The sequence below is a fragment of the Acinetobacter boissieri genome, assembly GCF_900096955.1.
GTDB classification, from domain to species: domain Bacteria; phylum Pseudomonadota; class Gammaproteobacteria; order Pseudomonadales; family Moraxellaceae; genus Acinetobacter; species Acinetobacter boissieri.
In genome coordinates this window covers 1-13,701 of the sequence record NZ_FMYL01000002.1, presented here as the reverse complement: position 1 = coordinate 13,701, position 13,701 = coordinate 1, and the positions used below count along the sequence as shown (strand labels likewise).

The 13,701-nt window shown below is 38.1% G+C and carries 12 protein-coding genes and 1 pseudogene; all 13 read right to left on the bottom strand.

Annotated elements, in window-relative coordinates:
- Positions 1–99 precede the first annotated feature (99 nt).
- A complete protein-coding gene (locus BLS38_RS02220) occupies positions 100–2,745 on the bottom strand; it encodes an autotransporter outer membrane beta-barrel domain-containing protein (RefSeq protein WP_425283451.1) in 2,646 nt (881 codons plus the stop codon).
- Positions 2,746–2,803: 58 nt separating this feature from the next.
- Positions 2,804–5,464 (bottom strand): DUF11 domain-containing protein, encoded by a 2,661-nt coding sequence (locus BLS38_RS02215; protein WP_092746717.1) that lies wholly within the window; start codon positions 5,462–5,464, stop codon positions 2,804–2,806.
- A gap of 280 nt (positions 5,465–5,744) precedes the next feature.
- Positions 5,745–6,065, bottom strand: coding sequence for a hypothetical protein (locus BLS38_RS02210; RefSeq protein ID WP_092746716.1), 321 nt, complete (start codon positions 6,063–6,065; stop codon positions 5,745–5,747).
- A 717-nt stretch (positions 6,066–6,782) separates the two neighbouring features.
- Complete coding sequence (locus BLS38_RS02205) at positions 6,783–7,136, bottom strand: hypothetical protein (protein WP_092746715.1); 354 nt, start codon at positions 7,134–7,136, stop codon at positions 6,783–6,785.
- 87 nt (positions 7,137–7,223) lie between these two features.
- Positions 7,224–7,838 carry an urease accessory protein UreG gene (ureG, locus tag BLS38_RS02200; protein WP_092746714.1) on the bottom strand — a complete coding sequence of 205 codons (615 nt, stop codon included), beginning with the start codon at positions 7,836–7,838 and terminating at the stop codon, positions 7,224–7,226.
- A gap of 15 nt (positions 7,839–7,853) precedes the next feature.
- Positions 7,854–8,516, bottom strand: a complete 663-nt coding sequence (locus BLS38_RS02195) for an urease accessory protein UreF (protein WP_092746713.1) — start codon at positions 8,514–8,516, stop codon at positions 7,854–7,856.
- A complete protein-coding gene (ureE, locus tag BLS38_RS02190) occupies positions 8,506–8,988 on the bottom strand; it encodes an urease accessory protein UreE (protein WP_092746712.1) in 483 nt (160 codons plus the stop codon). The genes BLS38_RS02195 and ureE overlap by 11 nt, the downstream gene beginning before the upstream one ends.
- 52 nt (positions 8,989–9,040) lie before the next feature.
- Positions 9,041–10,741 (bottom strand): urease subunit alpha, encoded by a 1,701-nt coding sequence (gene ureC / locus BLS38_RS02185; protein WP_092746711.1) that lies wholly within the window; start codon positions 10,739–10,741, stop codon positions 9,041–9,043.
- Positions 10,742–10,755: 14 nt separating this feature from the next.
- Entirely contained in the window at positions 10,756–11,064 is a 309-nt protein-coding gene (locus BLS38_RS02180; protein WP_092746710.1) for an urease subunit beta, read from the bottom strand.
- A gap of 10 nt (positions 11,065–11,074) precedes the next feature.
- A complete protein-coding gene (gene ureA, locus BLS38_RS02175) occupies positions 11,075–11,377 on the bottom strand; it encodes an urease subunit gamma (protein ID WP_092746709.1) in 303 nt (100 codons plus the stop codon).
- An 89-nt stretch (positions 11,378–11,466) separates the two neighbouring features.
- Complete coding sequence (locus BLS38_RS02170; RefSeq protein ID WP_092746708.1) at positions 11,467–12,330, bottom strand: urease accessory protein UreD; 864 nt, start codon at positions 12,328–12,330, stop codon at positions 11,467–11,469.
- Positions 12,331–12,491: 161 nt separating this feature from the next.
- A complete protein-coding gene (dps, locus tag BLS38_RS02165) occupies positions 12,492–12,995 on the bottom strand; it encodes a DNA starvation/stationary phase protection protein Dps (RefSeq protein ID WP_092746707.1) in 504 nt (167 codons plus the stop codon).
- Between the two features lie 290 nt (positions 12,996–13,285).
- Positions 13,286–13,701 (bottom strand): annotated as a pseudogene (locus BLS38_RS02160) (hypothetical protein); the annotation flags it as partial.

Here is a 13,701-nt window from a genome sequence, read left to right as displayed (position 1 = left end):
GCATAACTGGCAGTTGTAGAAATCAAACAACTCAGCAATACACATAGAAAAAATACACAATATTTTAAATGTGAAATATTATTTTTCTGTACGCTTAACTTATTGCCCAACATAACGCACCCCAAAATTAAAGTCATAGCTTTGATTCGCTGCAACACGACTTAATGTCCCTGAAACTGCGCCACTAGAGCCCACTGTAGGCGCTGTTACACCACTACACGCACTACAATTGGGTGTTTGAAATAACACGGTATATGCAGGTGTCATATCTCTAAAAGTAAATACAGTCTCTAAGTTTTTTTGACTGATATTGGTCAAAGTAATTTTATACAATATGCATTGTCCTTGCGCATTGTCTTGCTTACCAATATTCAAACTGTTACTAGTATATGGCTCATCTGCGGCACCATCACAATCAAAATCACGTGCTTGTAATTTATTAAGCTTTAATTGCACTTGATTCACTGTTGTTACATCCGTAATAGATGCGACGATTTGGTTAGTACTCGCGTTGGTTAAATTTACTATAGTACTGTTAGACTGATAACTATTATTAGAGGCTAAATTTTTCACTTGCAACAATACATTAATTTGTTGATGTGCAGCCAACTTGCCATTTGGTAAATCTGCTAAGCTGCCAAGTATTAAATCACCTGAATCAAAAATACCATTCTCATTAACATCATAAAAAAGCGTACTTTGAAAACCATTTTGATCATTGTTTACTACAAAACGATAATTGGTTGCCAAGTCTGTATCTGTACGGTTCACTAAATAATGGCGGTAGACCACCGTACCTAGCGGCGCAACCTGCCCACGAGCACTTGGCATAAACTCGACTTGGTTTTGTGCATTGACACTTTGAATGGTAATGGCATTTTTAATAATATCTTGACTCGGATTACTACTATTATTTGTACTCACAAAACTGGTCGAGAGTACTCTGAAGTAAATTGGTGTAGTGACCGTTTTATTCATCGGGTCAACTTCCACAACAGCGCATACAAGCTGACTTTCTCCATCACTTAAATAACGAGTTTTACCTATTTCATTTCCTAAAGTACTACAGCTTTCATCATTTTTTGCTATATAAAAACGAACTTTATTAATACCACTAGGTAATACCATTTGCGTAAAGTCTGAGCTTGAATTTGCACTCAATATGTATTGGGTACCTGTACCATGATGTGTGACTGTTAATGGAAAAACCACTTGCCCACCAGCAACAGTATTTGTACTGGTCGTTGTCTGCAACGTTTTCCAAGGTGCACCTGCATTATCAACATTACCATTGCCCACAGCATTGTTTTCAGGACTATTCACCAAATCAACCAATTGTGCTGAGGGTGTTGTAGCTAAAGTACCTTGATCTTTTATTGTATTTTTTTTCGTAATATCATTTACAGATTGAGCCTGAACAGACAAATCAAACGTAGTGTCTGCAGTTACGGCATAACTACTTGGGAAGCGTACTTTAACAATAATTGGGAAATATGCACCTGCTGGTAACAAACCAGTATCAGGGATACCATCCCCATTACTGTCTAGTAAGGGTGTTGCACCATCAATACGGTATAGCTCAATTTGACTCCCTGCTGGAAAAGTATTTCCGGCAAAGGTGACATTAAAACGATCAGTCGCATTTCCTGTATTCCAAACATAATTATTAAGCGTAATTTCACCCCCTTGCGTTGTTGGGGTTGCCGTTACTACGTTGCTATTACTACTGTCATTTGCACTACCGTTTATTTTAACATTATAGATTGGAGCGACATTGACCACAGCCGTATTACTCACATCAGAAATATTCGCTGTTGCACTATTATTATCATGATCGTATAGAGTATTTACAACATTACTGATCACACCTGCATTGGATTTATTTATTTTAACTTTAAATTCAAGATAACCACTGCTGTTTGCAGCAATCGTACTAATCACAGCACGGACTACATTTGATGTCACGCTGTAGTTAATTCCAGTAGGATCATTACTTCCCTCACTTGGATTAACCGTTACGCCATTCCAATTTTCACCACTATTTGCTTGGTACAGCAAACTTGAATCTAGTGTATCAGTCAGTGTCACTACACCTGTTGCTGTATTGGTTAAATTTTGATAGTCCAAACGTACTGTAATAACATCGCCACTCGCAACCGTCGTCTGAGAAAACTTCTTCCGTACTATTAATGCAGATTGATTTGTCACCGTTGTGGTATCTATATTGGCTTTAGTACCAGAAGCATTATTTGATGAACTCACATTTAACGTAATTATCCCTTTTTGATCGACAGTCACTGTTGTAGGTACAGTTGCTACAACAATGAGACCGACTGAGTCACCTGCACTTAATGCATAGGATGTTATTGCTGGACCGTCAGGTACGCCATCATTGTCTTTATCTAAAAAAACGGAAAAATCAGTTAAATCATAATTATCAGACGTATTATTACTCACAGTAAAAGTATATTGATCTGTTTCATTCCCTGTATTGGTAAGTGTGTGGTTAAAATATACCTTTTGACCAGCAACAACCGTTTTAATATTATTGCTACTTAAATTCACAGAATATAGAGGCAACACCGTCGTCTGAACTAAATTAGAGCGACTCACTTGTACAACACTTGACCCCTCTTCGCTGTATTCGCCAATTGCCATATTACTAATAATTTGCTGTGTAGATGCTGCTAAACACAACTGTGGCATGACGAGCACTGTGGCTAAAAAAACAATCCAAGCAATCATTTGGATACGGAATTTTTTAAATCGACTAACATTATTCATGATCTATTATCCGCCCCAATTAAGGTGTAACTTGTATTGAGAAATACAATATCGCTTGCTCTTGTGGTGCAAGTACCCCAATATTCGCTGAAATTTGCCCACCACTCACTGTAACGATTCCCTTACTGACCGAAGGTGCTAAATTACTGCGTAAAATACTATAAGCAGGTACAACATCATTAATCACTGTTTTAGCAGCTTGTGTTGCGCCTTCATTTTTTATAGTTAACCGGTAAGTAAGACATTGGTTCGGCTTAATCATTAAGGGTGTACTGCTATATGTAGCTGTTTGAACATTGGTGAGCATACATGCTTCATCTTTAGTTTGTTCTTTGGTTAAACGAAGTTGTGTAGGATCAACTGTTGTTAAATCTGTATTTTGGACCGTACTAAGCAGGATACCTTGAGTGGTATTGGTTGGTGAAACAATGACACTCACAATACTCGACATACCATTGGTTGCCGTGACAGGTGCTTGAACTTTTAATAATAATTGAACAGATTTTTGTGGACTCAAACCACCTGTAACAAATAAATCTGTCGCAATAGGGTCTGTTTCATCTAATACCCCATTATTATTGGCATCGTAATATAAAACATAACTAAATCCATCGTCTACATTCTGAGGCACGACTTTCAGACTGACTTTACCACTTGCATCACCCTCAACCAATGTACCCGCATTTTTTAAAGTATGTAGATAAACAACTGTGCCCCCAATGTTAATTCGTCCTTGTTGGTCATTTGCTAAAGTCAGTTGACGTATTGCAACATCAACTTGGTTTTTTATACTGTCTCCCTGTGCATTCATCGGAGATTTTATTGCAAACCAAATGGCTAAGCTCGATACATTTGTATTTTCAGGAACACTCACCACGGCGCAATATTGTTTGATTGCACCGCTTGCTACATTTCCTGTATTAGTTACTTCACTTTGTAACGATTGACATGTCGCATCGCCATTATAAAACTTAACCGTCCAATCTAAAGGAAATGTGGTACTTGGGCTACTCACATCAATATTTGTACTGGAGGCATACAAATTATAATTATTTACTACCGCACTACTATTTTTAACCACCAAAGGAAAAACAACATTTGTGCCTTTTGCAGTTGTTTTGGCCAATTGTGCCTGCCCACTTGAGCCACTCACATTACCAACGCCAACACCTGAATTATTGCTATTATATAAGTCACTTTCACCCACAACGATTGTATTTACAAGTCGATCACGTGTACTATTTTTTATACTCGTGTCAGTCACTGACGTTGCTGTCAGGTCAAAATCCATGGTATTTAATGACGTACATGTCGCAGGAAAATATACGCCTACTTTAATTTTTTTAAAGCCTCCTACGGCTAAACCACCTGTATCTATTACACCATCACCGTTGGTGTCTGTGAGTAAAGTACGACCATCTGCATGGTATAAGCGAACAACTGCACAACTGGGTACATTGGTTTGTAGCATCGTTAAATTATAACTGTCTGTGGCTTGCCCTGTATTCCAAACATAATTATCAAATTGAATCTCTTTTGCGACACCATTAAATGTATTATTTATACTCTGTAGATTACTAGACCCTGTATTTGGCTCGCCATCATCGTTGGCATTACTGGCTATTGAATTCAACACGACACCTAATGTTTGCTCAACATTAAAAATAACTGTATTGGTAAGTGCATTTTTAATGACAGCATTAGATGAATTATATTGCTGATAACTCACAGTATTTGAAACTTTATGTGCCGAATTGGCATTTACTAGTACAGTAAAGCTCACACTGCCTTTACTTAAAGGGGCAATACTTCCCAATTCCACATCAATTTGCCCATTACTGGCTTTGTATTTAATACCCGTATTACTCGTAGCTTCAACATCATCAGCATCTGTGAGTGTGCCCGAACCATTTGCCCAACGTGCGCTATTGGCTTGATAGCTCAAATCTGCTGGCAAAATATCTTTCAATACCAATCGAGCAGCAGCTGTTCCTGTGTTGGCATAACTAAATGTATAGGTAATTTCTGTACCAACTTTACCTGTGCTTACACTTTGTGCCATCGTGACCTGAATTACAGCATCATCTACGACTTTGGCTGTATCACTTACCGTCATGGCAATATTAGTGTTGTGCTGACTAGTGGCTGTTAAAGTAAAGTTTGCAAGATTATTTTCTGATACATTACTTGGAACACCACCAACAACTACAATAGAGGCGAATTGGTCTGCTTCTAATCGAAGTGTCGTATTTTCATTCAATAAATTATTATTATCGTCAGGCTCACCATTTTGATCTCGGTCAATATAAACAGCCATGTTCTCTAAATTAAATTGATCATTGGTCAATTGTTTTAGACTAAACTTATAATCATCAGCGATATTACCTGTGTTCACTAACACATGTGGAAAACTCACTTTACTACCAATAGTCGCAATATTTTGTTGATTACTTTGCAAGTTAAGTGCATAAATGGCTTGAACAGTTAAAACTACAGCATTTGAATTAATGACCTGCAAATTACCTTGGTCATCATAAAAATCACCACTTGCAATATTAGTAATACTACTTCCAGCTTTGGGTTGCGCAAAAACCAATGAACTGTAGCAGTTAAAAAGCAGACCAATCAAAGCAACGAATGTTGTTCGTAAAACAGCATTTTTACTCAGAAGGGCTTTCATTTTTTATCCTTTAAACACATCATTGTGATAACTTTTTTACATTTTTTTAAAAAAAGTTACGCTCCAACAACATATTAAATAAATCTTTAAAAGAGAACAAGGCATATAAAATGTTATTTTGGCCTATAAAATATATTTTATTTTTATATTCAAAAGTTAAGTGTTAAATTTCTTATAAGAAGAAGCTCATCTATCATATAAATTTTATGAGAGATGAGCATTTACAGAGAGATTTCGATACGGCTGATTATAGCCTAATCAGAAAAACTCTCAACCAGCTCTAAAATAATGGAACCCATACATATCTAAGACCATCATTGGTCGGAACTTTATCTCTGATGGTTTTTCTTAACCCCGCTGTACAGTCTCTTGATGAAAAACCAAGTACAGAATAAGTACTACCATCTTGTAGTATAAAAGGTGTTTCAAACCAACCTGGCTTTAAGTTTAAATTTTGGATACAAAATCCATTGTTTAAATTACCTAGTTGATCTTTACCAACAAGATATAAAGACTTTGTAGCGGCCCCATCTGTTTTAATTCGTAATTTATGATCTGCATAAGATGATGTTGTACATATCAGTGCGGTAATTATTAACAAGCTAGAAAAACTGTTTTCATCATATTATTCCATAACAAATAATTGTCAATTATTAAATATTATTATAAAAAAATGTTAAATTGTTTACATAAATATATTACATACAGCATTTATAGATAAGCAAAGCCACACTATAAATTGACTTAAACACATTCACAGTATGTAAAACCCAAAGATATAAATTTTTCAGAAAAATTGATGCTCAAGATAAATACTGATCTATCGAATAATTTTTAGCAGTAAATTATGTATGCTAATCAATAATCAGGAAACTTATATTCGCTAAAGTATTAAATAGGTATTTAATGAGCTTGGGATTATTTATTGGTATAAAAATATGACTCACATCCTTTAAAATAAATAATAAAATTTATTTAATATTCTTAAAAGGCAATACTTAGCCATATAAGTGCAAAAACAAATATGGAAAGATATTTAGTTTTATATTGTTAGGTTAAAATGCGGCATAAGTATAATAATAAAAAATAGAGCGAACAAAAAACTAAGCCATGTTACTCTCTCACTTATAGAAAGAAAAAATATGCACCAATCGACAATCTGATATCAAAAATATACTGTAAAAACGTGATACCAGTGTAATCACTAGATAAATTTTTTATTAATTCCGGCAGTTTCAATATCTAATAAATCCACATTACTCAAACTAAAAGCCACAAAATAAATTGAGGCTTTTAGTTAAAAAAGTAACAACAACAGTTATTTAATGACTTCTATTTTACCGTGATTATCGCAGTGGTCACCGTGTGGGTGATGCAAGTGACCATCAACTAAGTAATCTATATGGTCACCATGCGGCACAGCTTCATGACCACAATTTGGGCCATGCACATGGTCCTTATCATGCCCTGCACATACATGGTCTGGTGTGCATTGTGCAGGGTTATTTGTATCTACTTCAATCACATGCTCATCTACATGTGACTCATGTGGATGGTGTAAATGGCCGTCATGTAAGTAATCCACATGATCATTGTGCTGAATTGCAGTATGGCCACAGCCTTCGCCATGTTGATGCGCATGGTTTGTATGGTGTTTATGATCACATGTCATATGATTGTCCTTAAAAGTGAAATAGTACAAATAACATAAAACGCTTAAATCCTAAATGCAAGTCAGCTTACGCAAACACTATATGGATTATGATTTAAACAGACCTTGTCTTTCAATAAATGCTATCACTTCTTGTACGCCATCTTGTGTTTTCATATTTGAGAAAATAAATGGTTTATCACCTCGCATACGTTTGGCATCTTGTGCCATTACATCTAAATTTGCGCCAACCATGGGTGCTAAATCTGTTTTATTAATAATCAATAAATCTGATTTGGTAATGCCCGGCCCACCTTTGCGTGGAATTTTCTCACCACCAGACACATCAATCACATATAACGTTAAATCCGACAATTCAGGGCTAAAGGTTGCCGCCAAATTATCACCACCACTTTCAATAATAATTAGCTCTAGACCTTCAAATTTTTCACATAGGTCATCTATGGCAGCCAAGTTAATCGATGCATCTTCACGAATAGCCGTATGTGGGCAACCACCTGTTTCCACACCAACAATACGCTCTGGGTCCATCGCTTCATTACGAGTGAGAAAGTTCGAGTCTTCTTTGGTGTAAATGTCATTAGTCACAACGGCCATGTTGTATTTTTCTCGTAAAATACGACATAGGTTTAAAGTGAGTGCTGTTTTACCCGAACCAACTGGGCCACCAATTCCTACACGTAATGGGCTACGTTGTGTCATATATTTTTCCTTATTTTAAGATCTAAAAAGTCGTGAATACTGAGTTTCATGTTGCATACTGAGCATGGCATATTGAGGCAAAGCACTCGATAGGTGTTCATTTGGTAAAGCGATTGCATATTCAACTGCTTGTGGTACATGACCATGTAAGTGCCATAAAATACGCTGACCACTCATTTGACCCAATGGCACAGTTTTCACAGCAGCAAGCACTTGGTTTTCAAGCACTGTAAATGCATACGCTGTCAGTACCTCATCTACACCAAGCCCCATTTCACCACATAAATGGGCATACACAGGTACAAAACCCAGCTGTTTTTTAACGTATATAGGTCGCTTTAAAACATCTTTAATCCATGCATTGAGTGAAAATGCTAGCTGTTGTGATTCTGCTAAAAGCTCTTTGCTTTCACGGCTTGCTCTATACATGTTTGCCCAATGTGAAAACTGTGTTTCATCTGCATAAGACTCCAACAAACGCTTTAATACTGGTAACTCAAAACGAGCCAATAGCATGTGTAATACTTCATCGAAGTACAAAATCGCTGATGCTTCATCATGCACAGTGCCATTCTCTATAGCGGTTTCCACGCCTTGCGAATAACAGTATGCGCCCACAGGCAAGGCAGTAGATGACAGCGTCAGTAATTTGAGCAATTTTGCTGCATTAATGTCCATGATGATGTAGCGACTTAATCGGACTTAAACGGTGTTCATGTGCATGTTGTGCATATGCTCCACTTTCAGGCTCAAACGGATGTTCGACTTGAGTGACCGCCAAACCTAAACCTTCAACCATTTCAGCAAGGACATGATCTGGCTCGAAATATAAGGCAGAGGGTGTAAGCATGAGCGGAACATGACGATTACCTAAATGATAAGCTGCTTTTAATAAGTCAAAATCAGTCTGTGCCGTCACTTGCATGAGTGTTTCTGCTTTGGCATCAATGCGTAAAATATCGCCTTCAGTCGTTGCAATATATGCCCCACTTCGTAAAATACCTGTTCTAGGTAAATCTGCACCAATATCTATGGCATTTTTAGTTTGTGCACGAAAGCGAGATTTCTGCCGTGTATCAAATGTCAACTCTAAGGTTTCAAATGTATCTGATGCTGCAATTGTGTCTAAACGCTGTGTATAAATTTTCATAAAACAGTCTATCTTTGCTAAATATAGGTCTAAAAAGACGCCATAATCACGATTAAAATAAGAAATATCTTTGTGCCATTGGCAATGCTGTAGCAGGCTCACACGTGAGTAATTTTCCATCTGCACGCACTTCGTACGTTTCTGGGTGTACGTCCATCACTGGGCAATAAGTATTATGCTTCATGTCTTTTTTAGTAATGTTACGGGTGTTATAGCATGGGCTAATTTGCTTTTTTAAGCCCAACTGCTGTGCAATACCTGCCTCTATGGCCACTTTTGACAAGAAGGTAATACATGTTTGCTGTGCACCCCGTGCAGAAGCACCAAACATTGGACGGTAATGCACAGGCTGTGGCGTTGGAATAGATGCATTAATGTCACCCATTGGTGCTGCTGCAATCATACCGCCCTTAATAATCATGGCAGGCTTTACTCCAAAAAATGCAGGTTTCCATAGCACTAAATCTGCTAACTTGCCTTCCTCTACCGAACCAACTTCATGACTTAAACCATGTGTAATGGCAGGGTTAATTGTATATTTTGCAATATAACGTTTAACACGTTGATTGTCACATTGGTAACGATCACCTTCTAATGCACCACGCTGCAATTTCATTTTATGTGCCGTTTGCCATGTGCGAATAATCACTTCACCCACTCGCCCCATCGCCTGAGAGTCGGAAGACATCATGGCGATTGCACCTAAATCTTGTAAAATATCCTCTGCAGCAATGGTTTCTCTACGAATACGACTTTCCGCAAAAGCAACATCTTCGGCAATGGCGGGGTCTAAGTGATGGCATACCATCAGCATATCTAAATGTTCATCAATAGTATTGATGGTGTATGGTCTAGTCGGATTGGTTGATGAAGGCAAAACGTGGCTTTGACCAATGGCTTTTAAAATATCTGGCGCATGTCCACCACCAGCACCTTCGGTATGGTAAGTGTGAATGGTTCGGTCTTTAAATGCGGCTAAGGTTTCTTCTAAAAATCCGCTTTCATTTAAAGTGTCTGTGTGTATTGCCACCTGTACATCAAATTCATCTGCCACACTTAAACAGTTATCAATGGCAGCGGGTGTTGATCCCCAATCTTCATGCAGCTTTAAACCCACAACCCCTGCTTTAATTTGTTCACGAATCGGCTCAGGTAAACTCAAGTTACCTTTACCCAATAAACCAATATTCATTGGCATATCATCTATGGCTTGTAACATGCTGTGAATATGCCACGGGCCGGGGGTTACAGTGGTAGCAGACGTCCCTGCAGCAGGGCCTGTGCCTCCACCAATCATGGTGGTGACACCAGACATTAAAGCAGTTTCAACCTGCTGTGGACAAATCCAATGAATATGAGTGTCTATACCACCTGCAGTTAAAATTTGCCCTTCACCTGCAATCACTTCTGTTGCAGCGCCGAGCGGTATAGTAATACCCGGTTGAATATCTGGATTACCTGCTTTACCAATCTTCCAAATGCGACCATTTTTTAGTCCAACATCTGCTTTAACAATACCCCACCAATCTATAATTAAAGCATTGGTAATGACAGTATCTGCTACCTCGGCACTGAGCTGTTGTGATTGCCCCATACCATCACGAATAACTTTTCCGCCGCCAAATTTAACTTCTTCACCGTAAATGGTCAGGTCTTTTTCAACTTCAACAAACAGGTCTGTATCTGCAAGACGTACTTTATCGCCAAGTGTTGGGCCAAACATTTCTGTGTAGGCTTTACGTGACATTTTCATGTTATCTATCCTATTTAATCTAAAGGGCCCATCACACGACCTGCGAAACCATATACAATGCGGTGCCCTGCCAATGCCACCAACTCAATGTCACGGCTTTGACCAGGTTCAAAGCGAATGGCTGTACCTGCGGCAATGTTTAAGCGATAACCTCTAGCCTGCACACGGTCAAAATCTAAGGCATCATTCGCTTCTGCAAAATGAAAATGCGACCCAACTTGTATAGGACGATCACCTGTATTTGAAACATTTAATTTGAGTGTATGGCGACCAACATTCAGCTCAATGTCACCGTCATTGGTAATAATTTCACCGGGTATCATAGATTTCTCCTCATACAATCGGTTGATGTACAGTGACAAGTTTTGAACCATCTGGAAATGTTGCTTCAACTTGCACTTCAAGAATCATCTCTGGTATGCCATCCATCACGTCATCACGTTTAAGCAGTGTTGTGCCAAAATGCATAAGGTCGGCAACAGTCATGCCATCTCTTGCACCCTCTAACAATGCCGCAGAAATATAGGCAATTGATTCAGGATAATTGAGTTTTAATCCTCTAGCTTTTCGACGTTCAGCAACCAGCCCCGCAGTAAAAATAAGTAGTTTGTCTTTTTCTGTTGGGTTCAATTCCATGATCTTATCCTTTGATTTAAAATGGTGATCCAATCTAGTTTTGTTACAATCACGCCATGTCCACGTTGTATTGTTTTACACCTTTTTAGTTAGGTTTTCCATATTCTTGGGTAAGCTTCTTCAAGCTCAAACCAATATTGACGCAGTCGTGCACGTATACCTGCAAATGCATCATGACAATCTCTCACATTACTGCCTAGAAACCGTGCAGTAATGACATCATTGAGTATCGTTAAGCTCACTGGCATATTCATACGCATGATAAGCTCTCGGATCAGCTCAAGATGTTGCTCTAGTTGAATGCTTGAACGGTATTTTTTGGGTGGGACAGCCCATAAACTACCCATAACCGCATGGCCATTCATGCCAAGATAAGACGTTAAAAATCGATCTTGGCCTGTAAAATATAGGGTATCTGCAACCAAGAGCTGCTGTTCTCTTTGCAGCTTGAATTGGCTACGATATTGCCCTGTTACAAAACTCTCTTGTCTGGCTTGACGACCAATCACGAGCATATCCCAGCCAATAAAGCTGGCGTGTTCTGACAAACTTACCGTTGTGGTTGTTTCTGCAACTGCACCATCAAAAAGCATGGTTTCTTGTGGTAACCATTCAAAAATCGCCTGATCTTGTACCTCTATTTGAATGTGTTGATATGCAGTTTTTCCATTGGTTTTATACCACTTGCCAGCACCCGGTGTAGTGACTAGAGCATGTGCTGTTTGGCCTGCATTCATATTGAAAGTTAAGTGATCTCCGCCTGCAATACCTGCAGGTGGATGCACAATGATGGCATGACATACGCCTGTTTTTTCAGGCCATAGCATTTTCTGCACTCGAACGGGGCCAAAATGCTTTCGATGCGACATAATGGTTCGATCTTTTGAATAATCGAAACCCAGCTCCAATCGTGCAAACCATTGTTTTGTTTGTGTTTTATCTAAACCATTCATTGTATCTTTATGGCATTGCATCAAATAATTTCGTCAGTATAAAGCATGCTAAAATTAAGCCAAGTTATTTTATTTATAGTTATTTTTTAATCACTTAGATTAACAAATGTAAAAAAGCCAACGACGCTAAAGTGTCGTTGGCTTTTTTAATAACATTAAGTTTAGTGTTGTTTATCGATGTTTGCTTCTAAGAACCATAAATATTGGTCTAGATCTTCAAGTGCACCTTGAATAATATCACCTGAAATTGGATCTTTAATATCATCAATCATTGAGCGCAAGTGGTTTGCAACAACTGCATAACGATCTGCAAGTTCAACCAAATGATCTTGAACATCATAAATATCACTTGGATATTCTTTTAACTGTGAATTCGCAGCCACACCTTGCACGCTACCTAGAGCTGTACCGCCAATTTGTACTGAACGCTCTGCAACATTGTCTAAATGCGTAATGATTGCTGTACGAAATGTATCTAACATTTCATGTACTGCAATAAAGTTACTGCCACGCATGTTCCAGTGTGCTTGTTTAGTAATTAGCGACAAATCAATTAAGTTTGCAAGTACTTGGCTTAAAATTTTCAGTGTTGGTTCTTTAATTTTTTCGTCTAAGTTATTACGTGTATAGACGCGGCTAATCTGTTTAGGTTTAGTCGTTTTCATTTTGTCCTCACTTTCAAATATTATGACTTTGAGCGAATTATTTCGTCTTTCTATGGTTAAACTATACTCGGTATAAGCAATAAAATCGACCCTTGCACCACATTTGAAACATTGTTATTACAAATCAACTTAAACTCTTTTTAAAATAACAAAGGAGAATAAAAATGATTATTAATTAACAAGATGGATTCAGCAACTGGTCATATGTTTTACGTTTTAATATAAAATGCCCCTGTCTAAATGATTTAAACAGGGACAATATAGATCATGAAACTTTAGCGATCTTAAAGCTATTTCCAAGTCACAGTAACACTACCGCCACCACCAGAATTTCCTTTAAAGTCACTCGTACCAGCCATTTTCCAAATATAGTTTACAGGCTTACCAAATATTTTATGGTCTTCCGTAACACCGCTGGCACCTACTGCGAGATTCGTACTGTTATTCCAAACACCTGTTCCTAAGCTCAGTGCTGAAGCACCTTTTTCAATCGGTTGCCCGAGTGAAGCAATCGCTATTGCACCCGCTATACCTGCGTTGGTGTCGTTACGCAATTTATTCATTTGCTGATTGGTTTGAGCAAATGCACTTTCCAAATTACCTACACGTGTATCTACTGCCGAGATTGCACCACCTACATTGTTATAACTACTACCACCAACACTGTAGCTAGGCTGTGACACTGTGCCATCTGCTTGTACCGCAG